General features: G+C 39.4%; 30 protein-coding genes. 9 read left to right on the top strand and 21 right to left on the bottom strand.

From position 1 onward, the window contains the following. Positions 1-47: 47 nt before the first annotated feature. The 6 genes from J7E81_RS01535 (at position 48) to J7E81_RS01510 (ending at position 6,781) form a co-directional block, all read left to right on the top strand. Positions 48-896 (top strand): DNA-3-methyladenine glycosylase family protein, encoded by an 849-nt coding sequence (locus tag J7E81_RS01535; protein ID WP_215041171.1) that lies wholly within the window; start codon positions 48-50, stop codon positions 894-896. A 573-nt stretch (positions 897-1,469) separates the two neighbouring features. Next, complete coding sequence (locus J7E81_RS01530) at positions 1,470-3,050, top strand: spore germination protein (RefSeq protein WP_215040327.1); 1,581 nt, start codon at positions 1,470-1,472, stop codon at positions 3,048-3,050. Positions 3,051-3,072: 22 nt separating this feature from the next. After that, the gene (locus J7E81_RS01525) at positions 3,073-4,266 is read left to right on the top strand and encodes a Ger(x)C family spore germination protein (RefSeq protein WP_308162113.1); all 1,194 of its coding nucleotides are present in this window, start codon (positions 3,073-3,075) and stop codon (positions 4,264-4,266) included. A 6-nt stretch (positions 4,267-4,272) separates the two neighbouring features. Next, complete coding sequence (locus J7E81_RS01520; RefSeq protein ID WP_215040325.1) at positions 4,273-4,506, top strand: hypothetical protein; 234 nt, start codon at positions 4,273-4,275, stop codon at positions 4,504-4,506. Between the two features lie 12 nt (positions 4,507-4,518). After that, positions 4,519-5,640, top strand: a complete 1,122-nt coding sequence (locus tag J7E81_RS01515) for a GerAB/ArcD/ProY family transporter (protein ID WP_215040324.1) — start codon at positions 4,519-4,521, stop codon at positions 5,638-5,640. 1 nt (position 5,641) lies between these two features. Beyond that, a complete protein-coding gene (locus J7E81_RS01510; RefSeq protein ID WP_215040323.1) occupies positions 5,642-6,781 on the top strand; it encodes a GerAB/ArcD/ProY family transporter in 1,140 nt (379 codons plus the stop codon). Between the two features lie 245 nt (positions 6,782-7,026). Here the strand turns inward: J7E81_RS01510 and J7E81_RS01505 are convergent, their stop codons facing one another. The 20 genes from J7E81_RS01505 to J7E81_RS01415 all read right to left on the bottom strand — a co-directional run bounded on the left by J7E81_RS01505 (position 7,027) and on the right by J7E81_RS01415 (position 18,776). Further along, positions 7,027-7,245, bottom strand: a complete 219-nt coding sequence (locus J7E81_RS01505; RefSeq protein ID WP_215040322.1) for a hypothetical protein — start codon at positions 7,243-7,245, stop codon at positions 7,027-7,029. A gap of 499 nt (positions 7,246-7,744) precedes the next feature. Further along, a complete protein-coding gene (locus J7E81_RS01500) occupies positions 7,745-7,963 on the bottom strand; it encodes a hypothetical protein (protein WP_215040320.1) in 219 nt (72 codons plus the stop codon). Between the two features lie 294 nt (positions 7,964-8,257). Continuing rightward, positions 8,258-10,951: a phage tail tape measure protein gene (locus J7E81_RS01495; RefSeq protein ID WP_215040318.1), complete on the bottom strand. Its 2,694-nt coding sequence runs from the start codon at positions 10,949-10,951 to the stop codon at positions 8,258-8,260. An 84-nt stretch (positions 10,952-11,035) separates the two neighbouring features. Beyond that, a complete protein-coding gene (locus tag J7E81_RS01490) occupies positions 11,036-11,248 on the bottom strand; it encodes a hypothetical protein (RefSeq protein ID WP_215040316.1) in 213 nt (70 codons plus the stop codon). Between the two features lie 66 nt (positions 11,249-11,314). Continuing rightward, positions 11,315-11,782 carry a hypothetical protein gene (locus J7E81_RS01485; RefSeq protein ID WP_215040313.1) on the bottom strand — a complete coding sequence of 156 codons (468 nt, stop codon included), beginning with the start codon at positions 11,780-11,782 and terminating at the stop codon, positions 11,315-11,317. Then, complete coding sequence (locus J7E81_RS01480; protein WP_215040311.1) at positions 11,782-12,639, bottom strand: hypothetical protein; 858 nt, start codon at positions 12,637-12,639, stop codon at positions 11,782-11,784. Before J7E81_RS01480 ends, J7E81_RS01485 begins: the two co-directional genes overlap by 1 nt. 15 nt (positions 12,640-12,654) lie before the next feature. Continuing rightward, positions 12,655-13,014: a hypothetical protein gene (locus J7E81_RS01475; RefSeq protein WP_215040309.1), complete on the bottom strand. Its 360-nt coding sequence runs from the start codon at positions 13,012-13,014 to the stop codon at positions 12,655-12,657. Beyond that, positions 13,001-13,168: a hypothetical protein gene (locus J7E81_RS01470; RefSeq protein ID WP_215040307.1), complete on the bottom strand. Its 168-nt coding sequence runs from the start codon at positions 13,166-13,168 to the stop codon at positions 13,001-13,003. Before J7E81_RS01470 ends, J7E81_RS01475 begins: the two co-directional genes overlap by 14 nt. Continuing rightward, the gene (locus J7E81_RS30800; RefSeq protein ID WP_285291979.1) at positions 13,169-13,303 is read right to left on the bottom strand and encodes a hypothetical protein; all 135 of its coding nucleotides are present in this window, start codon (positions 13,301-13,303) and stop codon (positions 13,169-13,171) included. It lies immediately after the preceding gene. A gap of 114 nt (positions 13,304-13,417) precedes the next feature. Further along, positions 13,418-13,642 (bottom strand): hypothetical protein, encoded by a 225-nt coding sequence (locus J7E81_RS01465; protein ID WP_215040305.1) that lies wholly within the window; start codon positions 13,640-13,642, stop codon positions 13,418-13,420. After that, positions 13,635-13,973 (bottom strand): HNH endonuclease, encoded by a 339-nt coding sequence (locus tag J7E81_RS31225; RefSeq protein WP_374103983.1) that lies wholly within the window; start codon positions 13,971-13,973, stop codon positions 13,635-13,637. Before J7E81_RS31225 ends, J7E81_RS01465 begins: the two co-directional genes overlap by 8 nt. 264 nt (positions 13,974-14,237) lie before the next feature. Next, complete coding sequence (locus tag J7E81_RS01455; RefSeq protein ID WP_215040301.1) at positions 14,238-14,453, bottom strand: helix-turn-helix domain-containing protein; 216 nt, start codon at positions 14,451-14,453, stop codon at positions 14,238-14,240. A gap of 89 nt (positions 14,454-14,542) precedes the next feature. Continuing rightward, positions 14,543-15,397, bottom strand: a complete 855-nt coding sequence (locus tag J7E81_RS01450; protein ID WP_215040299.1) for a hypothetical protein — start codon at positions 15,395-15,397, stop codon at positions 14,543-14,545. Positions 15,398-15,661: 264 nt separating this feature from the next. Next, a complete protein-coding gene (locus tag J7E81_RS01445; RefSeq protein ID WP_215040297.1) occupies positions 15,662-16,135 on the bottom strand; it encodes a helix-turn-helix domain-containing protein in 474 nt (157 codons plus the stop codon). A gap of 334 nt (positions 16,136-16,469) precedes the next feature. Next, entirely contained in the window at positions 16,470-17,021 is a 552-nt protein-coding gene (locus tag J7E81_RS01440) for a hypothetical protein (protein WP_215040296.1), read from the bottom strand. A gap of 395 nt (positions 17,022-17,416) precedes the next feature. Next, positions 17,417-17,650: a hypothetical protein gene (locus tag J7E81_RS01435; protein WP_215040294.1), complete on the bottom strand. Its 234-nt coding sequence runs from the start codon at positions 17,648-17,650 to the stop codon at positions 17,417-17,419. A gap of 65 nt (positions 17,651-17,715) precedes the next feature. Continuing rightward, entirely contained in the window at positions 17,716-18,003 is a 288-nt protein-coding gene (locus J7E81_RS01430; protein ID WP_215040292.1) for a hypothetical protein, read from the bottom strand. After that, positions 18,003-18,215 carry a hypothetical protein gene (locus J7E81_RS01425; protein ID WP_215040290.1) on the bottom strand — a complete coding sequence of 71 codons (213 nt, stop codon included), beginning with the start codon at positions 18,213-18,215 and terminating at the stop codon, positions 18,003-18,005. The genes J7E81_RS01430 and J7E81_RS01425 overlap by 1 nt, the downstream gene beginning before the upstream one ends. A 55-nt stretch (positions 18,216-18,270) precedes the next feature. Further along, positions 18,271-18,489: a hypothetical protein gene (locus J7E81_RS01420; protein WP_215040288.1), complete on the bottom strand. Its 219-nt coding sequence runs from the start codon at positions 18,487-18,489 to the stop codon at positions 18,271-18,273. Continuing rightward, positions 18,474-18,776 (bottom strand): hypothetical protein, encoded by a 303-nt coding sequence (locus tag J7E81_RS01415; protein WP_215040286.1) that lies wholly within the window; start codon positions 18,774-18,776, stop codon positions 18,474-18,476. Before J7E81_RS01415 ends, J7E81_RS01420 begins: the two co-directional genes overlap by 16 nt. A gap of 178 nt (positions 18,777-18,954) precedes the next feature. Between J7E81_RS01415 and J7E81_RS01410 the strand changes: the two genes are divergently transcribed. Next, positions 18,955-19,215: a helix-turn-helix domain-containing protein gene (locus J7E81_RS01410; protein ID WP_215040284.1), complete on the top strand. Its 261-nt coding sequence runs from the start codon at positions 18,955-18,957 to the stop codon at positions 19,213-19,215. A 145-nt stretch (positions 19,216-19,360) separates the two neighbouring features. Continuing rightward, positions 19,361-19,627: a hypothetical protein gene (locus J7E81_RS01405; protein WP_215040282.1), complete on the top strand. Its 267-nt coding sequence runs from the start codon at positions 19,361-19,363 to the stop codon at positions 19,625-19,627. A gap of 195 nt (positions 19,628-19,822) precedes the next feature. On the opposite strand, the gene J7E81_RS01400 is transcribed toward J7E81_RS01405, so the two are convergent. After that, positions 19,823-20,110, bottom strand: a complete 288-nt coding sequence (locus J7E81_RS01400) for a hypothetical protein (protein WP_215040281.1) — start codon at positions 20,108-20,110, stop codon at positions 19,823-19,825. Positions 20,111-20,387: 277 nt separating this feature from the next. Between J7E81_RS01400 and J7E81_RS01395 the strand changes: the two genes are divergently transcribed. Beyond that, the gene (locus J7E81_RS01395; RefSeq protein WP_215040280.1) at positions 20,388-20,558 is read left to right on the top strand and encodes a hypothetical protein; all 171 of its coding nucleotides are present in this window, start codon (positions 20,388-20,390) and stop codon (positions 20,556-20,558) included. Positions 20,559-20,705: the final 147 nt, after the last annotated feature.

Here is a 20,705-nt window from a genome sequence, read left to right as displayed (position 1 = left end):
TTGTTGATAACGATAAGCTTTATATTAAATTACCGCTAGACTTTAATATGGCTGCAAATCTTGGGTATTTAGGACGGAATAAGAATGAATGCATGTTTGACATTGAAGATAATGTCATTACAAGAGTAGTTCATACAGGGGTAACCAACAGACTTGTTCAGATATACGTAAATGATAATAACCAAATGATTGTTCAGTTTATAGATTCTACACCAGACGAAAAAGAATGGAAAAAAGTTTTTAGTTTCATTTGGGAATGGTTTGACTTTGAGCGGGACTTATCTCCATTTTACGAATTGGCCAAAGGAGATCCGCTGCTCGAAAAACCAGCCCAGGAATTCCGCGGATTAAGAGTGATTGGAGTACCCGATTTGTTCGAGGCTCTTTGTTGGGGCGTTTTAGGACAACAAATTAATTTAGCATTTGCCTACACACTAAAAAGACAGTTTGTTGAAAAATTTGGGGAGTCCATAGAATGGAATGGTAAAAAATATTGGACCTTCCCTACCTATAAAAAAATCGGTAAATTAACACCGGAGGATTTAGCGGATATTAAAATGACTGTGAGAAAGAGTGAATATATTATTGGTATTGCCCAATTAATGAACAGTGATGAACTTTCAAAAGAAAAACTATTGGCCATGGATTTTAAAGAGGCTGAAAAAAGTTTGATTAAGATTCGCGGGGTTGGTCCATGGACAGCCCATTACGTGTTAATGCGCTGCTTACGCTTTTCCACAGCTTTTCCAATTGATGATGTGGGTTTGCATAACGCCATCAAGTTCTTGAGGGGTTCGGAGAAAAAGCCTTCGAAGGAAGAACTAATGGAACTTTCATTAAACTGGTCCGGCTGGCAGGCCTATGCTGCGTTTTACTTATGGCGGGTTCTCTATTAAACGAAATTAGGAATGAGGTACTTAGGTATTTTTTTATAGTGAATAAAAATCAATTATGATTTGAGCTATTGGATGCTGTATGGGGAGGCAAGAAGATTAGTGGATGGTTGTGCAGAAGGATGGGCTGACGTTAAAAAATTTCATTTTAAATATTTCTGTGCACATACTAATTTTATGAAATTCTTAACCCATCCCCAAAGTATTTGGCATTCCAACCATTACATTCCCTTTTTCATTTACTGCAGCGTGACAAGGGCACAGCTTATCCCCGCTTTGGGTTTTCTTTTCCATCTGCTAAGACGAACTTTATCCCAAGTGGAATATAGGTTCCTTTTACTACATCAAGTCCTGTATCGATTCTCCCTATTCATATGGGTTAGTTTGCTTCAAAGTGTAAATTACGTATAGTTTCTGCTTTTAACTGCGTTGAATACCTTCCAACATAAAAATACCCTTTTAAGAATTTTCATCCATGCCTATTTTTTCTTTGACTGTAATAATTAACATTAAAAAGAAGAATATTAAAAAAGAAACGAAATTCCCCTTAATGACTAAGATGAGAAGGAAAATGCCATGATGTTTCATCGCAGGAAAAACAACCGTAACCAAGAAAAGGATAAACAGAACGTTTCAAATGAACACAATCATTCCGTTGAACCTCTCTCTGGAACTTTCAATGAAGATATACAAAGGATAAGGAGGACCTTTCAAAAAAGCTCAGACGTTATTATTCGAACTTTCAATATTGGCAATGATGAATCAAATAATGCTGCAATCATTTTTACAGACGGCTTGGCTGATTCAACAGCGATCCAAAATTTTATCCTCGAATCATTAATGGTTGATGTAAAGAAAGGCCAGATTTCACGAAATAAACTAATTCAACAAGTCAAAAATAGTATCTTAACGGTTGGGGACATTACAGAGATTAGAGATTTTGAAAGCTTGTACACAACCGTTCTATCGGGGAATACGGTAATTTTAATAAATGGCTCTACTGAAGCCATTTCTGCTTCAACTGCAGGCTGGGAAGACCGCGCAGTGTCTGAACCGGCGACCCAGACCGTTGTGCGGGGTCCCCGAGAGGGTTTTACGGAAAATCTGCGAACCAACACGGCATTGCTTCGAAGGAAAATTAAAGACCATAATCTATATTGTGAACAAAAACAAATAGGAACCCTAACAAAAACAAACATCGCTGTTATGTATATCAAAGGAATCGTAAATGACAAATTGGTCGGGGAAGTACATCATCGCCTAGACAAAATTGATATCGAAGGGATATTGGAAAGCGGATATATCGAAGAATTAATCCAAGATGAAACGTTCACCCCCTTTCCAACTATTTTTAATTCAGAAAGGCCTGATGTTATTGCTGCTTGTCTTCTAGAAGGAAGGGTAGCAATCCTGGTCGACGGCACCCCATTTGTTTTAGTTGTCCCATCATTATTTATACAAAATTTCCAGGTGGCTGAAGATTATTACCAGCGGTCAGATATAGGTAGTCTTCTAAGGTTACTGCGTATAGTTTGTTTTATTATTGCATTATTTGGACCATCCTTTTATATTGCAGTAACTACCTTTCATCAAGAAATGCTCCCAACTCCACTATTAATAAGCTTAGCTGCCCAGCGTGAAGGGGTTCCCTTTCCCGCTTTTGTTGAAGCTGTGCTAATGGAAATTGCCTTTGAAATTCTTCGAGAGGCAGGAATTCGGATGCCGCGAGCAGTTGGTCAAGCCGTGTCAATTGTTGGAGCGTTAGTCCTTGGTCAAGCGGCAGTAGAAGCCGGAATTGTCTCTGCATCTATGGTTATTGTTGTATCATTAACAGCTATCGCAAATTTTGTTTTTCCTGCCTATAATATGGCTATTTCAGTCAGAATGCTCCGCTTTGGGATGATGTTTTTTGCTGCTTCTTTTGGCCTTTATGGGATTACCGTAGGTTCATTAGCTCTAATAATGCATTTGAACTCTTTACGTTCCTTCGGAGTTCCCTACATGGCTCCATTTAGTCCTCTAATACCAAATGACTTAAAAGATTCTCTTGTTCGTTTTCCAAGATGGGCTTTACTTTCCCGTCCACGGTTAATTAACCGAAAAAATATGAAACGACAAGCAAGCCCAGCTGCCTTAAAACCAGAACCCGATAAGTAGTCAAAGAAAAAGGATGAAAAAAATGAAAAGCTTATCTTTATTGATTATTGCTGCTTTACTCATCCCTCTTCTTAGTGGATGCTGGAATAGGAGAGAATTAAATGAACTTGCATTTGTTGTGGGTTTGTCGATTGATAAATCCGGAGACCAATATTTAATCTCTGCTCAAGTTGTTGACCCTGGTGAAGTATCCACTAGTGCAAGAGGCGGGGGCAGAGCACCGGTTACAACGTATGATGAAAAAGGCAATCATATATTTGAAGCAGTCCGCCGAATCACAACCATCTCACCCAGAAAACTTTACTGGTCTCATTTACAAATGCTCGTTATTAGTGAGGCAGTTGCCAAAGACGGAATTAATAATATTTTAGATTTTTTTACGAGAGACAACGAATTCCGTAAGGATTTTTACATCGTTGTCTCCAAAGGTACCCAGGCCAAAGAAATTCTTAGGAACTTAACATCGATTGAAAAAATACCTGCCCATAAAATGCGTTCCTCTCTCGAAACATCGGAAAAAGCATGGGCACCGACTGTCGCCATCCAATTAGACGAACTCATTTCGTCCTTAACGAGTGAAGGAATTCATCCTGTACTTACCGGAATATCGATACGTGGAAAAGCAGCTAAAGGGGAATCAGTTGATAACGTCCAAAGAATTGATCCTTTTGCACGTCTTAAATACAAAAACATTGCTATTTTTAAAAAGGATAAATTAATTGGCTGGTTCAATGAGAAGGAGAGCAAAGGTTATAACTATATAAGGGATAATGTCAAAAGTACGGTTGGCCATGTACCATGTCCTAAAAAAGGACAATTGATTATTGAAATTATTCGTTCCAAATCGAAGATAAAAGGAAGGGTTGTAAAGGGAAAGCCAAAAATTGATATTCAGGTAACTGCAGAAGCCAATATTGGAGAAGTTGCTTGTCACATAGATTTAACAAAACCAGAAACAATTAAAAAACTGGAAGAGAATACTGAAAAAGTGAATATGGATATTCTCAAAGCCTCCATTGATAAAGCAAAAAAATTTGGGGTTGATATCTTTGGATTTGGTGAAGTAATTCATCGTGCCGATCCACAAGCATGGAAAAAATTTAAAAAAAATTGGGATAGAGAATTTGTCAATATCCCTGTTACTATTCATTCAGATTTCAAAATCAGACAAACGGGTGCTGTCAATCAATCTTTTTTAGAACAAGAAAAGGAGTAACATTTTATGTTATCTAGTTTTGGAATGATACTGATTGCCATATTAATATCCATTTATGAGTTACGGCCAATGATGAGGGAAAAACTATTTAAAGAAGCTATTATCTTTTGTTTTCTTCTATCATCTGGGACGTTATTAACTATCCTTATTACCCTTGGAGTTAATATACCTAATCCTCTGAATTGGGTTATTACGTTTATTAAACCTTTAACAGACTTAATCGACATCCTATTTACTTAAGGGGAGGGTATCATGTTAGAAAAAGGGAAAATATCTCGATCCCAATTATTCATTTTAATCTTGATGTTTGAAGTTGGTACCTCCATCTTATTTGTTCCTTACTTAGTCGTTTCTACAGCTAAGCAGGATGCTTGGATGGGCATACTGCTCGGCATATGCATCGGGTTAGTAATAGTAGGTATATATGCAATCCTTTCAAAACGTTACTCCCATTTAACTGTCGTGGAAATGAACGAACGTATCTTAGGGAAATGGGCTGGCAAAGGGCTTTCCATTCTATTTTTTTTCTATGTTCTTATTGTTACAGCAGGTCTGCTTCGAATTATCGGCGATTTCATTGGCGCCCAGATTTTGCCAGAGACTCCAATTCAGGCAATTGAAATTATTTTTATCTTACTCGTAATTTATGGGACCCGTCTTGGTCTCGAAACATTTTCCCGAACATCTGAGATGGTTCTCCCATGGATACTCTTGTTTTTTTTTCTGTTAATTATGTTTCTTCTCCCTGAAATTCAATTTAAAAATCTTTCTCCTTATTTAGAAGTTGGAGTAAAGCCTGTTATCAAGGCAGCCTTTTTATCACTGGGTATTCCTTTTGCTGATCTCATTATTTTTTTAATGATTCTTCCATCTGTTGCTCCCTCTAAAAAGTTGGGAAAAGTTTTGGTCCTTGGTACTTTAACAGGAGGATTCATCCTTTTTGTAGTGGTAATCATGTCCATCCTTGTTTTAGGTCCTACCCAAACAGCACAATTGAACTATCCAATTTATGTATTAGCCCAAAAGGTAAACATTGGGGATTTCATCCAAAGGATTGAAGTGTTAACCGGTGGTATGGTGTTTATAACCATATTTATTAAAACAACCATATCTTTTTATTCATTAACGCTAAGTTTTGCTCAAATCTTTAATTTAAAAGAATTTAAAATGCTCTCCTTTCCTTTTGGAATTATTGTGGTGATCTCTGCAAATATCATGTCGCCAAATATAATATTCTTTCATACATTCTTAACCACCACATGGACGCCAATCGTTTTGCTCTATGGATTACTTCTTCCACTTTTATTACTAGGGATTGATACATTCAAAATTGGATTTTACAAACGTAAGAATAAACTAGCGGGAAGTAGGTAACATGGAAATGGAGACAGCGAAGATTAACCCTTTTCAACTCTTTAGTCTCATGTTTATGTTTGAACTTGGAAGCACAATTGTGGTTGGGGTTGGGCTAGATGTAAAACAAGACGCTTGGTTGACGATATTACTCGGGATGGCTAGTAGTTTACCTTTATTTTTCATTTACAGTTATCTCTTTTATCAATATCCCGGCCACACTCTTATTGGTTATATAAAAATTATTGTAGGAAAATACATCGGAATTCCTCTTTCACTTTTTTATGTTGGTTATTTTATATATATTGCTGCAAGGGTCTTGCGGGATTTCGGGGATTTGCTTACCACTACTACCTTATCAGAAACTCCTTTAATCATCGTAAATGGTTTAATGATCCTATTAATTACATACGGGGTAATTTTGGGAATTGAAGTGATTGGAAGAACGGGGGAAATGATATTTTTAATTATCCTTTTACTTGGAATTCTTGGAATTTCTTCAACTGTTTTTTCTGACATCATTAAGACGGAGAACTTAACTCCATTTTTAGAGAATGGGTTGAAACCTATTATTACTACGGTGTATACCCAGACGTATACTTTTCCGTTTGGTGAATTGATTAGCTTTACAATGCTTCTTCCCTTTTTAAATAAACCAAATTTAGGTTGGAGAACTGGACTCCTTGCGATTTTAGCAAGCGGGGGCGTTTTAAGCCTTACAATTGCCTTAGAAATATCGATTCTAGGAGCAAATACTGCTGCACAATCACAATTTCCTTTATTGCAAACCATTTCAAAGGTAAATATTGCGAACTTTATTCAGAGATTGGACATTATCGTTGTAGCTACATTAATCTTAGGGGTCTTTATAAAAATTTCGATCTTTTATTACGCGGGATTTTTAGGTATTCAGGATATATTTCGTCTTACTAGGAAAAAGACAAGAATTTATTGTATTTTATTTCTTAGTTGTGTAATTTTAATTGCTTCAGTAAAAATGGCAGATAATTTTACTGAACATATTGCCGTCGGATTAAAGTGGGTGCCGATTTATCTTCATTTACCACTACAAACCGGTATCCCTCTCCTATTATTTATTTTAACTTTGATTAAAAAAGTAATAAGAAGAAACAAAATCGATACCCCTGAGGTACAATCATAGCTGTTGTTATAGAAAAAAACCTTTGGATGGTGTATTCAAAGTTTTTTTGAAGCGAGGTATTATTTCATTTGAAATCTTTGGTTTGCTTTCTACTACTACTATTACTAGTAATGAATACGTAATAGATCCCTGTCAGTGTTTGAATAAATAAAATATTGGAAAAGAATACGATAACTGGTAATGATTTTGATAAGTAAGATATTTAGAAGTGTAGCACTCAATTGAAATGTAATCCCAATAATAGACTAGGCCGTAATATAAACAATAAACGTTAGTTTATTAATACGTAACACTTTGTAGAAGTACATAAAAAAATATCCAAACGGTGCAAATAATGAATAATAAAACAGTTCAAATAGTTCATAGTGATTAGTATCATTCTGCCTGTAAAAATCTAGGATACCTCCACCAATCGTAAAATCAAACAGCATATCTGTTGTTAAACTGATAGGACACTTATACAAGTTACTTCTCTACTTAAAAATTATTAATGATATTTCGTTTAAATCAAAATGTCCAACTAAATTTTAGTTCATCATTGGTTATCCAGCCACGATTAAGATCAATAATAAATAGGCAGAAGATCAGTGCAGGATTTTCTAATTTTATATATGGTTTCTTCATAGCATAAAAAACTGATATACATAACCAGATATAAACTTTATCACTAAATAACATTGTTTGTTAGGTTACCATTACGACTATGAATTTAAGCACAAAAAAGTCCTAACATCATTTAGATGTTAGGACTAGTTATGACCTGTGAGGGGTTCGAACCCCCGACCTCAACCCTGTCAAGGTTGCGGATGGGTTTCCGTTATTCCCTACGGTAAGTCATCGGATAAGTCAAACGTTGATATGTAAACGATAAGTCAGCCTTAAGTCATGCATAAATTTGTTCCGTCATGTCGAATTATACCGAATAGGTGCGCTACCTTGCAAGTAGTTGAAGCGAAAACCCAACTATTTATATGAAGCAAATACGCTAATGTCTCCGTCTTTCCTCGTGGTATACAAAAGGTCACTCCCGGTATCTAGCTGCATCGTCCCGCCTAAATCGTACACCTTCGATAAATCCTTTGTAATCTCCTTCGCCTTATCTTCAGTAACATCCTTAACCGTTACGGTTATTTTCGGCTTAACTCCGTATTCAGCAACGAAATACTCCTGATATTGACGCAATGATTCCGCACTACCTTTGTCTTTACTCGAGTCACTCGTCGCAATTAACGTAATAACAATGGCGTACCAGCGATAATTAGTACAGATAATAAAACAACAACGTTCTTATTTAAGTCATTCACCTTTGCCAACATATTCGATCTCCCCCTATAAATAATCTATACGCCTATTGTACTATGAAAGATTCATAATTTCAGTAAATATTTTCCAGCGTGCGTTTGCGTCAGACCGCGCCACTCTGCGTTTTTATGCAAAAAAAGAAGGCCCCAACGCGTTAACGTTGAGGCGTTATTCCTATCGTTTAAATCCGAGCATCCTATTCGCCCTTTTAGTCTCGTCCGCCATTTTACTATCGATATGCGGATAGGCAGCTCGAGCAATCTTTTCTCCGTCCATTTCAACGATCACCGAACGCGAAGCAAGCTCTTTAATTGCCGCCACTAAAGCCGGATCAGTGAACGTGACGGTATTTCCAGAATTGCCGGTCCCAGCGTCGATCATACGAAATAGGTTGCTTTGCTGCGCTTCAGTTAAGACCATCTCGTTTCTCAGTAACCGAACATCTATCTCGTTATGATTCGGTAAATTTTGAAGGAATGCCGGGCTGCCTCCGACATGAAACTTCGGCAATGTTCCGCCTGTATGACGTTGAGCATCAGGATCGATTTTATTTCGCATCCAAGTGCCGCCAGTATCGCCCCTTGTCTGAATGGTAACGGTTTTCGTAACGCCCCTGCTAAGCTCTGCGTTCATTGCGGTAGCTTTACCGGTAATCTCTTCGACCTTAGTCTTAGCGGTCTGTAACCGGCCGATTTGTGTATCGAGTGCCGAAACTGATTCTTTGTATTCAGCAGTCATTCGTTGCGCTGGCGTCGTATTTTTCTGTAATTCAGCCTTTTGTGCTTGGAGCTTACCGATAGCCTTGTCGATGGCAGCAAGCTCTTGGCCTTTTTCCGAGTTTAGTCCTACCTGCTGAAGCACTAATTGCTGCATCTTGATGCGAGTTTCTTCTAGTTTACCTAATTTTTTCTGTGTGGATGAGAGTTCTTTATCAGTGCTCTGAACAAGTTCGGCTTGCTTCGTGATTCTGTCTTGAGCAAGACTGACGTCATCTTTCGCTAGTTTAACCTTGACTTGCTGTTGCTGAATTTCAGCCTCAGTAAATCCGGATCCTTCCTGCTTCCTTTTGTTTAATTCCTTCTGTGCATCATTTTCTTCTCGTTGTTTCGCAGTCTTTTCAGCGACGAGTCCTTGTAGTTTTTTCTCTTCGTCATTACGTTCTTTAATTAGAGTTTTCTCTTTCTCTAATAGGTCTTTATATTCTGTCTCTTTAGCAAGCCTTTCAAGATTAAGCTTATCGTAAAGAGCTTCGCGTTCTGCCGCATTCCGCGCCTTGATCGCCTTAGTATTTTCTAAAATCGCATTGCCTTGCTCACTAATTTTCCGGCTTGCTTCAGGCACTTTGTCCGTTAATTCCTTATTCAGTCCGACCATATCCCCAAGCTCTTTATTCGATAGCCCCGAACGTTCCTGGAGACGCTGCATTTCGTCTTTTAACCTTGCAATAGTATCCGGATCGCTAGTCCGTTTAATTTCGGCTTGAATGTCGAGGTAGCGCCCGAATTCCTCGGTCGTTAATTTCGATTTAGACTGGAGTCTGTCAAACGCTTGGACGGATTTATCTAAAGCGTCAACCTCTTTAAAGCCGGCTTGAATATTATCAAGACGTGCCTTTTCCATTTCCTTGTTCTTAATTACAGCGGCCGCGATACTCCCGCCAAGCAACGCAAGTGCACCGATTGTCAAAGTAACAGGACCGCCCATCGCGAGGAATAATCCTCGTGCCGCTATTCCTAACTTTACGAGAGATGTTCCGGTAAGTCCGACCGCAGAGGCGACTCCGGCAAAGCCAAGACCGGACTTCAGATTCGCCATATCGACGTCATCCATCGATGATAGAACGTTAGCGATTTCTTTAGCGAGATCAGATAGCAATGGCAGAATGTCCTCCGATAGTTCAATGCCGATCGTCTCAAGACTTCCTTTTAGATTATCGATACTTCCATTCAAGTTATCCTTCATTATCGCAGCAGCTGTCTTTGAAGCACCAGCGCTGTTTTTAAGAGAGTCGGTCATTTTATCAATCGTAGCAGGTCCGGCTTTCATCAATGACAACATTCCGGAAACCGATTCCGTTCCAACTAGAGCCGCTAATGTTGCTGCCTTTTGAGTTTCGGTTTGCCCTTCCATGGAATCGGAGAGATTTTGAACAAGTTTTGATAGCCCAACAAAGTTCCCTTTCGCATCGGCTACTGCGATCCCCATTTTTCCCATGAGCTTCGAATTCTCTTCCGATGGATTCAATAGGCTGAGGAGTGCCCCACGTAAGGAAGTTCCTGCCATTTCACCAGCCATCCCCGCATTCGTCATAATCCCAATGCTGGCCGATAGCTCCTCCAGGGATACCCCGAGAGCAGCCGCAGGAGGTCCCGCATATTTAAGGGCGTACTGCATATCTGTTAGGTTGGCCGCTGATTGGTTGCTGACCTGGGCTAAAATATCTGCAACTCGACTGGCCTCTGACGCCTTTAAGCCGAAAATATTTAGCGATGAAGCCATTACGTCGGCCGTCTGTGCCATATCCGAACCTGATGCCTCGGCAGCACTAATGACGCCTGGCATTGCGGCAATAATATCGTTAGCGTTCATACCCATCGCAGCCATATTCTCGAATCCTACGGCAACTTCAGACGCACTTTTACTTGTGGATGCTCCGAGATCCATTGCCGACTTTTTTAGCGCATCAAATTCTTCCGCTGATGCCCCAGAAATCGCCTTAACCCGACTCATCTGAGCCTCAAAATCGGCCCCCGTTTTGACTGCCGCTCCCATGCCTAGCGCAACTGCACCTCCGACGCCCATAAAAACTTTCGAAAGTTTATCTACATCTTTTCCTATATTGCGTGCCGACCGTCCCGTAGTTTCCATTCTCTGGCGCGCAGCATCCATATTCCTATTAAAGTTGTCGGAATTTAAAACAAGCGTCGCACGTATGCTCCCAACATCAGCCAATTATTCCACCCCCAAATAAACGCCTAAATTTATTAATTCCGATAGTTCCTTCTCGTCATATTTGCTTAAAATCTCACTAGCCATCCCGATCTGCTCGTATTGTTCAAGCGAAAAATTCACATCGCCAGTAAATAGGCGTTTAGATACCTCGATAATAGTACCTACAGCAAATCCAACATCTTCCGATTCTTTTTTATTTAATAAGCGTTGCATTCCGTTCACCCTTCCGTAATTAATAAAAAATGACCGCCCGGTAAAAGGCGGCCAAAATAAAAACGCCTAGTTGGCGTATCTGGCTAATACTGCGGTTTTTAACTTCAGATATTTCGCTGCGTCTGTTACGGTTCCGGTTCCTAAGGCAGTTATATACAACTTGCTTAGCTGTTCCAAATCGTCTTTAATTCCGGCAATACTTACGGTTGCAGGATCCGTGTCTTGACCACGGTATATCAAATCTTGATCTCCGTCGATAATAAGCTTTCCCTCACCAGTAATAGCCATTTTAAGTTCGGACTGATTCACCGCTGGTATTACATTCGAAAGAGATACCTTCCAAGGTGAGTTTCCAATAATTTTCAACGAACTTACATTGGTCAGTAATAATCTTCCGGGCTCATTTGAGTAAGTAACTCCATTAACCGTGTACTCCGCAGTAACATTACCCTCAAGTTTTGCGTAGCTCATGCCCGTTGTGTCCACTGTCCCGCCGGTTACTCCTTCAACAACTTTTCTTGTGATTTTTACCATTATTGATTACCTCCTAAATTTAGTTCTCCAGATTCTCTTTTTTCTTTCATAATTGCATCAAGGTTGTCGTAAGCCTGATCGACCCTGCTCTTTTGCTTCTCGACCTTTTCCTCCGGATCAACAAAGACAGGCGCTTTCTCGTCCATTTTCTCGAAATATACTTCCGGTTCTTGGTAGTAGCGATAAGCTTCAGGCGTAAATAACTCTTGGATGAGACTTTCCTCAATGTTAGGGAGATCCCCCGGCATAGTCATCGTAAACATTTTGTTGTTAATTGAAGCGTCTACAGTTTCAATAATATCGAATGCCTCAACTACTTCAGGCGGTGTGAATTCCGACTTTAGTTGGTCGAAAGTCTTAGAGAGCCCGATCTTAAGTTCACCGGCATTGAACTTTCCTGCTATCTCGTGGAAGTTTTCCATTACTAAACTTGCATACGCTGCATCAGGAATCTTTCCTACAAATGTTTTCATTTCATCAAATGAGCTTTTTTCGTCTTTTAGCGCCATCTTGAACTTAAGTTCCGCGAATTCCCTTTGAAACTTAGCTCTTGTTGAATCGTCCGCAGTAACAAAACTTTTATCAACCGTTTCCTTAGCTAATGTCTTTGCTTTATTTAAATAGTGCTGGTAAGCCTGTTTCCTTAGTGAAATTTTTTGCATAAATACTTTAGTTTCTTTTTCCTTTAACTCTTTAATTTTGTTGAATTGCCCTGGAGTGGAAAGTTGGCTATCTAATTTAATTTTGTTGAATTCCTTTCGAATAGGCTCCGCAACTTCACGTAAAAATGCAGAACGATTCCCCCTTAATTCTTGCGCTTTAATTACTAATTCTTTCGCTTGGTTTACTTTACTCATCATAATCTCTCCCTTTTATAAAGTTTCGTATAGCGTTGTACGACGCCTTAAAGCGTCATTCGATAAATCCCTAACGTTGCTTATTTGACTTCCACGGATGCGTCTAAACGTAATATTCGGATATCTTGTACGGAGATGGTCCAATGTATAGCGATCAACTATCTGAGAAGTCATCAGCTTTACCGGTCCGTCCGTGTCGACATACTTATCTATTAATCTGCAAATCAGTTCGTAATCAGATAAGGTTTCCTTAATAAATATGCTCGCGAACATCGTGATTTCTTGCGTATGGCCTGGAATGTACTGCTCGATACCAGCTCCGATATTTGCGTCCCACCGCTTATAATACATCCGATAATGTTTACGCTCCTTCATCATTATCAGCCTCAGCAATCTTTTCAAATAATTTAGTAGTCCAATCTTTCGCATCGTGTCTTCGGTCGCTCTTTTGTTTTTTGCTCAGCATGCGGTCAAGTTGGCGCTGTGACATATTCGACATGCGGACTTTTTGACTATTTCTACGTCCCATCTAATCCCTCTTTCGCGTCCTTCGTTCTTTTTGTTCCTTTGCCCGATCCTTTTCGCGGTCATTCTCCGCCTGGCATTCTTCGCAATATTTGCTTTTTGTTTTGAGCGGCCCATCACACCGCTGGCAAGTCTTCATCGCAAACCCTCCGTAAAAATGTGTGTATTTGACGTATTTTCAACGCATAATGGCCGATTTTAGCCGTTGTTTTTACTACCGAATATCATTGGAAGGGTAAAGGTGCCGACCGCCTTAAATCGCGTTATTTTCACGATTTTCTGCCACTCCAAACATCCTCTCTGCTGACCGTCTTTGTTCAATCGGAATTTTATATTGGCATCCAATAAACCTATTAAATTTGTAATAATCGGCCATAACATTCCAGTCCTTATACCTACGAATGCGCCTTATAAGGTCTCTGTCCTCCGTGTATCCGGCCAGCCATCCTTTTTCGAGTTTCCACATCTGATTAGACATCGGAGCGCAATTCCTTCTCAATTTGTTTTAGTTCATACATTACGTGATCGTCAGTTAATTCCTTAACAACGTCCTCTTTAGTCGACCCGGATAATACTGACATGTAATCAATCACTAACCTGAAATGGACATCTGGGAACTTTTCACGATTATTCAAAAAGTGTGTAACTATTGGCTTATTACTTTTTGATAAATTACAACTAACACAAGCGGGTAAAAGATTTGCTAATGTATTCCTTCCACCCTCAGACAAGGCGACAATATGCTCGAGATGTAATAGGCTCTCTTTTTTCGGTCTCTTTCCGCAATATGAACAGCAACCATCAAACACAGCAAATAGTTGCCGAATTTCCTTCGGAGTCACTTCTACCGGTATACCTAGTTTTAACGACCGACTTTTCAGGCTTCGGAACGACCTACTGGCCTTATCATCGAGCTCGTGTTTGCATGATCGACATCGGTTTGTATACTTAGATTTTTTGCGACTGTCTATCTCGAATAAATTTAATTCCTTTTCAATCCCACAAATGCGGCAGATTTTGGTTTCCACAATATTGACGCCTCCTACGTTTTGTGATAATGTTATTTTGGATGATTACTGCTTTCCCCCGAAACGCTCGTAAAATATATAAAAATCATTCGGCATTTGAGCCTCTAGGCGAATTAATTTCGCTCGTACATAGTCAGAAACTTCACGTTGTCCGTTTTCAATTGCACTAATAGTCGACGGAGCAACATTGATTATCTTCGAAAAGCTCTCCATACTCTCGCCCATAAAATATCGGATTGCCTTCGCTTTAATACTATCCAATTTTAAAACCTCCTTTTTATTCCGCTTAACGGTTAAAAATAATTGGGCATCTCAGCCCTTCTATAATAATTGGTGCAAATAGGGCGGTTTTACCTTGGTTTATCAATAATTTTTATAATATTTTCTGGGATTATTGCCATGTGATGCTTCTCTTTTCTCTCCCGTGTTTCCTCTAAAATGTACTCGTAAGCGTGATCCGGCAAATAGGTTCCCGTCTTCTCAAATCGAGCCTGTGCGTTCTCCTGTCCCTTCTTACATTCATCGCAACAATACTCCGCATTTGGCCTGCGTGCTTTAATATTCGGATGTATAATACGGTTATTTGCTATCGGAAAGTAATTGTCACATGCGTAATATTTGCAGCGTCTCCACTTCTTGCGCTCCACCCTGTACTCCTCGTATGTTATATAGTTTTCTGCCGCATCTAAGCGCTCCATTAAATCATTATATAAATCTCGCAAATTATAATCGTTACGCTCCACATACTCGTACTCTAACCGCGCCCATTCTTTTCTAGTCTTATTCGAAACAGCTTCCAGATGCGCAACCCTGACTAGGTAATCCGCATTAAAGTTTAGTAGGTTTCCCGCGGCCTCTACAGTGTATAATGGCGCCTTTTTTAATCGATCATCCGGTACGTTTGTATATGCCTGCAGCCCATCGTATTTCTTTTGCGGAAAATCTTTCGAAGTTTTATAAAGGCTTAGATTACGCATACGATCGGGAAGCATACCGGTAGTTTCAACGTAAGTCTCCAAAGCATCATACACGGCTTTTGAGATATCCTTACAGCGCTGGTCCATTTCGTTATTACTTATATCTTTTGGCGGTGCGTATCCGTAAGCCGTCCGCAGTTTTAGCATAGTCTTATTGAGTTCGTTTCTAGCCTGCGCCCAGGTTACTGCGCTATCCACTGTTAAAATTTTAGCCTCGCTTGATTTCATTTTTTCTCCTCCTCTTTTGGTGGCGTACATCTAATGCCGGTCCATTCTTGTTATCTTCATTACTCTTTTTTCTTTGCAATAAAGGTATTAATCTATTACCGCATAATCTTTAATTCTTATAAGCGTAGCGACATATGAGCTTGCGAATATGCTCGCAATTACTTGTTGGTCTGTTTAACTTGGTATGTTTAACTTGGTATGTTTAGATAGGCAACTAATGCCGTAATGGAAACGGATATCTAATGCCTGTCTCGTAACCGGCATCTAATGACTATCTCGGTATTCTGGCACCACTTTTTCGCCATCAGCATTAACGATATAACCGTCGTCACTTATCCGTGGACAAAAAGAAACGAAGTACCATTTTCCGTTCCATACCTGCTTTTGCCGAATCAGGCCGTTAGCCTCCAAGATATCGACCAGTGGCTTAATCCGTTTTTCTGCGATACCTAAATCCTCGGCTATTTTTGCTATCGACGGAAAGCTGGCTCCGAATCGTTCGCTCCTAGTACCGTCTGCCCGTGTATGAACTCCGTCGACATACGATAAGAGGTAAAAATACAGTGCTACAATATCGCGAATCTGGGGCTTACGTTGCTTTCGCTCAAATTGGCGATCGTGTTCCGCAAAAATCCTCGGAAAAACCTTTCGTAATAAATCAAGATTGTACATTTCGTAATTATTTGCTTCGAGTAGCTGCCGTTTGTCATTTGGTAACGGCTTGTTTTGCGATTCCATTTCGAATCCCTCCGTTAATATTGATTTATGTGAACGCGGACAGTGCCGCGGGAAAAATACTCCTCAAAAGATAATAGGATGTTGCGGGCAAATCCGCGCAGGTCAATTTAGCGACAAAGCTTTAAAACCCTTAAAGATCAGGCATTTTCTTCGGAAAAATTTTTTATTTGTATATTTAGATTGACCCGGCAGTTCCTGTTTTCGGACAAAAAGCTCACATTATTTATGTCGTGCTAGAATCCATATCCGCGCAGCTTTCTATTACGTATGCCGCGTCAGATGTTCGTTTCGGACAATTTTTCCGAAAAAAAACAAAAAAAATAACGGTGGTATCTCAGTCCACCGTTAAATCGTTTTGAAATCCCATATATACACTTCTTCTTAAGTCGTCTAACATCCAAATGTATGAGTCTTCTCCCTTACCGTATAGCTCCATAAATTTGGAATATAACATTCTAAACTTATCAGCTTCATTCTTTACGTCTCCTACTCCTCTAGATGTTAATTTATGTACTATACCGATTCGAATACCGTTCATTTCTCTAGCCACGTTAATTAATTCCTTTTTCTCTTTGAAATCAATCGATCTTTCGAACTCCCCTAAAACTTGACCAAACATTTTTCTTTCCTCATTAAATTGATACTCTATTTCTGACGGCCAAATATGTGCTTTAACCAATAACTCCGAAAGTTTTATAAGAGTTTTCAAGGCTTCCTCAATAATTTGATGAAAAATAAGTATTGATGCAACATACCCTTCAGTCGTATCCTTTTTAAATGAAGTTATTGCAATAGTTTGAAGTTCACTAACTATTTCAGGAAAATTGGGCCAACTTTGATGATTTAAGATTTTTTCAAAAAGTTCATCTGTATATTTATCCTCCAAAATTTATTTCTCCCTTCCAAAAAGTATTAATAACCCAGTAATAACCTAGTATATTAATTTTATCATAAATAGTTGCGAACATTAGTTCGTTATGATAATATAAAAATTGAAAAAGGCCTGATCCGCTGCCAACGAATCAAGCCGTAATTAACTCAGCGCTGCCTATTGGAATTGCCGTTCCGCACTGAGGTTCGGTCAACAGTCTTGTGACGGCTCCAAGCACAATCCGTTCGTGCCATCGAAAGAGCTCCACCTGGAGCCGCGCTGTTATTTAAAAGTGCTTGCTGGCGTATCCTTGCCCGCGACACGCCAACGTCACAATTACCGATAGGTATGCCGTACCCTTTAATTATTTTAACGGTTGCCGCCGCTATTGGTAAGGAAATTTGTCACATTTATGCGATATTTAGGTTAAGCACTTGTAAGAAATCAGTAGAATCAGCGTCTAGGTCGACAAGTACCGTCTTGTCATCATTGTCCGAAATGATTGCGTTATAAAGACCAGGCTCGGCACATTTTTCACTTGGAAGCACGAGCACTTTTTTACCGATAAGAAAACCTTTTTCGTTTTCACCTTCACGGATTTCGTTTTCGAAACTGTATTGTACTGTTACTATTCTTAATTTCATGATAAAATCAACTCCTAAGTTATATTGTTTTGGGCTCGGTGATACTGCGAATATCATCGGGCTTTTTACTTTTTTGCGTAGCTTCTGATAAAATCAAGCAACGATACTTCTGCAAGAAAGTCGTAATTAAGTTCCGGCTCATGCGACATTGCTAACGCGAAGTAACCGCATTTTGCTCTATCCACCTCGACGACATCTTGATCGTCTGACACTGCCGGAATTAAGAGAAACGTCCACTCACCGTCGTTTGCTTCGATTATCATATCCGGAGCAATTAAAACGGCCTGTTCTTCCACTACTTCGAAATCAGGATCGTCACTTGCGGTAAATTTCGCTTTTACTCTACGGACCATTATGCTGCCTCCTTCAAAGAATCACCAAAGATTGCCTCGGCCTGATCTGCGCTTATTTCACCGCATCCGAACTTTACTTTCTGAGACACTTCCTCAAATAACTCGGACATTTTGGCCGGTGAGACTGTTACTGGCGGCCTAGGATCGCAATTAACCGGATATAAATTCCACCATCCTACGATTGTTTTTACATAACGAACTTGAATTGACATAACATTTCCTCCCTTTTAATGGCCGGCATGTCAGAAAGACACACCGGCGCATAGTTTACTTGTGCTCCTCGAAAAACTCCTCTGCGAACGCCTTATCCATTTTCTCAAGACCTACTTTGAAGTTAGTCGAAGCGCCTGGAAAAATACGCTTGAACTGCTTAATGCAAATATTAATCGGTTTACCAGTAGTTCCTACAATGCGGAGATTGAACGAGCCGTCAGCATTACGAATGAATCGGACGTATACAGGCTTAGTAATTATCGGGATAAACATTTTGGAGCCTCCCTTAATGTCCCTAAGTATTCGAAAAACTCAATAGCTGACATTTTGCTTACCTTTTTAACGTCAATCATCCGTGGATCACCAACTTTGAAAAAGTGTGCGAAAAATAACGAATTATTGATATCAATGTTATCGCTACCTTCCTTTAGACGAAGAATTGACATTCCTTCCTCGTCAAAGATCACCACCGCGTTGTTGTTAAGTCGAATTGCTTGATAACTTTCGAATACCTCAGAACCATAAAGCTGTTGTTCACGTAAATAAACTTCTTGTATCAATGCAACCACTCCCCGTTGTTTAACTTTTGTAGTATGACTACTGGATTGACTTCAGTATATAACCGCTGGAGTATGACGTCAATAGTTATTTTTAATTTTTTCAGAAATTTTATCCGTAATTTTTTCGGAGAATAAGTTATAATGATGATATACAAACTTTAGTTCGGGAGAGGTAAATATGGCGCTAAATTTTAAACTAGGAGACGTACTAAAAGAATTAGATATAACGAAGAATGCTCTAGCGGTTGAATCGAAGGTACGACCAGCCACCGTTGCTACATATGTAAATAATGATGTCAGTCGGATTGAGGTCGAAACGTTAACGAATATATTAGACGCCCTTAACCGCTTTGAAATTGAAAAAGCAGAAAAGGATAATAGATCTCCGAAAAGATACGGAATCGAAGATATAATTTCATACGAATATGAAGGCGCCTAGTAAGGCGTCTTTTCTATTTATTGGAAGCTAAAAAAATTAATAGTAGTAAATATTTGCATCTAATAGAAATTTTATATTAAAATAAGGTCAAATATAGTCAAAGTCAAAAACAACAAAAATAATTTAGTATGAAAGGAATAATCAAATGACAAATTTTATTAAAGTATCAAAACTAGGTACAACAAATGGGAATATCACTGACATTACTTTTAATGTCGAACCAGTTTTAGTTGCAGCAATTGCAAACTCATCTGTATTAAATGAGGTTAACACGTATCCGTTTCCTGCCGGCTCCAATGTTTACCAATCAACTGAGCCTCAAAGTGTAGTGTTTTCGGAAATTGAAAACTATTTAAAAACCAAAGTTGATAACTATCAAAACCTTTACAACCAAATATTAGAGTGGAATTAAGCTAAAATCCTAAGAGACGGGAAGTTCCCGTCTCTTTTTCCTCAACAAAAAAGAAGTGGTTTAACGGATCAACCTTAAGTAATAATCGCTATTATTATAACCGCCCCGACGATGCAGATTGCCCCGACCGCCCTGGCGATTGCCTCCCAATCCTTTACGAGATATGTTCCATAGCTGTCTCGCACCTTAACGAGCCTAATTGATCGTAAATACGAGTCCGCCCTGGTTTCGGACTTCAATTCGTCCTCCGGTAGAAACCGGCCAAATTCGTCTCTCTGCCGATGCGAGACGTCCCTCGGTTGCTGCTCCGTCGTTTCCTCCAACAGTAGCTTCGCCAGTATCTTCTTTTCCTCTATCGACAGCATTGACGTCCTCCTTCTTCCCTCTTCCGGGATATGATTGCTCCCGCCATAGTCCGCTTTGGTCCGGCCTCCACTTTGCGGAAGGGAGGGTAGAGACGTCAGCGCGTTTATGAGCGGACAAGACATCTTGAAACTCCTTAGTATGAGCTGCGAACTCTAGATCGCTTAAAAGTTTTATAATCAGTAAGCAAACCCTTCCGAACAAACCTCGTCTTCTTTATTTCCATACTCTTCCTCCTAAAATTCGGCTGAAATACGATTATATAAAATAATACACTCGCGTGGTTAATCGTCATTATTGCGTCAGCTTTCGCATGATGTCACAGAATGTCCGCAATTGCACGAAGGTAGTTTCGCCATTAAACCGAATTACTAAGGTAGAGAGCGAGGTGATATTGATGGGCGTTACCATTAATCAAAAAGGAAAAATTACGACTCTAACGTATAAAAGACCGGATGGTATGTATGAAGCTGTTTTATCGGATCATAAGCAGAAGAAGACGGTAAAACGAAAGGGGCTTACCGAAGAGGCTGCGTTGCAGAGTGCGAGAGAAGAGATTAAGAATTAAACACATAAGAGCCCCGGTAAACTAAATTACCAGGGCTGTTTTATTATCGTCTTGTAATTTTGTATTTAGAAATAAAATCCCATAAAATATTAGCAACAATAATTGTAGCTACTCCTTGGACAAAGGGATTACTAATAAATTTAATAA

Origin of the sequence: Bacillus sp. ISL-18 (assembly GCF_018613415.1) — a bacterium.
In the GTDB taxonomy this organism is placed as follows: Bacteria; Bacillota; Bacilli; order Bacillales; family Cytobacillaceae; genus Neobacillus.
Note: the sequence above shows the minus strand (reverse complement) of the source record. Positions and strands in the feature narration are given on the sequence as shown.

Bases quoted from the DNA above. Each gene is read 5' to 3' on its own strand.
- J7E81_RS01535 (WP_215041171.1), top strand. From the start codon at position 48: ATGGCTGCAAATCTTGGGTATTTAGGACGGAATAAGAATGAATGCATG.
- J7E81_RS01530 (WP_215040327.1), top strand. From the start codon at position 1,470: ATGATGTTTCATCGCAGGAAAAACAACCGTAACCAAGAAAAGGATAAA.
- J7E81_RS01525 (WP_308162113.1), top strand. From the start codon at position 3,073: ATGAAAAGCTTATCTTTATTGATTATTGCTGCTTTACTCATCCCTCTT.
- J7E81_RS01520 (WP_215040325.1), top strand. From the start codon at position 4,273: ATGTTATCTAGTTTTGGAATGATACTGATTGCCATATTAATATCCATT.
- J7E81_RS01515 (WP_215040324.1), top strand. From the start codon at position 4,519: ATGTTAGAAAAAGGGAAAATATCTCGATCCCAATTATTCATTTTAATC.
- J7E81_RS01510 (WP_215040323.1), top strand. From the start codon at position 5,642: ATGGAAATGGAGACAGCGAAGATTAACCCTTTTCAACTCTTTAGTCTC.
- J7E81_RS01495 (WP_215040318.1), bottom strand. From the start codon at position 10,951: ATGGAAACTACGGGACGGTCGGCACGCAATATAGGAAAAGATGTAGAT.
- J7E81_RS01490 (WP_215040316.1), bottom strand. From the start codon at position 11,248: ATGCAACGCTTATTAAATAAAAAAGAATCGGAAGATGTTGGATTTGCT.
- J7E81_RS01485 (WP_215040313.1), bottom strand. From the start codon at position 11,782: ATGGTAAAAATCACAAGAAAAGTTGTTGAAGGAGTAACCGGCGGGACA.
- J7E81_RS01480 (WP_215040311.1), bottom strand. From the start codon at position 12,639: ATGAGTAAAGTAAACCAAGCGAAAGAATTAGTAATTAAAGCGCAAGAA.
- J7E81_RS01475 (WP_215040309.1), bottom strand. From the start codon at position 13,014: ATGAAGGAGCGTAAACATTATCGGATGTATTATAAGCGGTGGGACGCA.
- J7E81_RS01470 (WP_215040307.1), bottom strand. From the start codon at position 13,168: ATGGGACGTAGAAATAGTCAAAAAGTCCGCATGTCGAATATGTCACAG.
- J7E81_RS30800 (WP_285291979.1), bottom strand. From the start codon at position 13,303: ATGAAGACTTGCCAGCGGTGTGATGGGCCGCTCAAAACAAAAAGCAAA.
- J7E81_RS01465 (WP_215040305.1), bottom strand. From the start codon at position 13,642: ATGTCTAATCAGATGTGGAAACTCGAAAAAGGATGGCTGGCCGGATAC.
- J7E81_RS01450 (WP_215040299.1), bottom strand. From the start codon at position 15,397: ATGAAATCAAGCGAGGCTAAAATTTTAACAGTGGATAGCGCAGTAACC.
- J7E81_RS01445 (WP_215040297.1), bottom strand. From the start codon at position 16,135: ATGGAATCGCAAAACAAGCCGTTACCAAATGACAAACGGCAGCTACTC.
- J7E81_RS01435 (WP_215040294.1), bottom strand. From the start codon at position 17,650: ATGAAATTAAGAATAGTAACAGTACAATACAGTTTCGAAAACGAAATC.
- J7E81_RS01430 (WP_215040292.1), bottom strand. From the start codon at position 18,003: ATGGTCCGTAGAGTAAAAGCGAAATTTACCGCAAGTGACGATCCTGAT.
- J7E81_RS01425 (WP_215040290.1), bottom strand. From the start codon at position 18,215: ATGTCAATTCAAGTTCGTTATGTAAAAACAATCGTAGGATGGTGGAAT.
- J7E81_RS01420 (WP_215040288.1), bottom strand. From the start codon at position 18,489: ATGTTTATCCCGATAATTACTAAGCCTGTATACGTCCGATTCATTCGT.
- J7E81_RS01410 (WP_215040284.1), top strand. From the start codon at position 18,955: ATGGCGCTAAATTTTAAACTAGGAGACGTACTAAAAGAATTAGATATA.
- J7E81_RS01405 (WP_215040282.1), top strand. From the start codon at position 19,361: ATGACAAATTTTATTAAAGTATCAAAACTAGGTACAACAAATGGGAAT.
- J7E81_RS01395 (WP_215040280.1), top strand. From the start codon at position 20,388: ATGGGCGTTACCATTAATCAAAAAGGAAAAATTACGACTCTAACGTAT.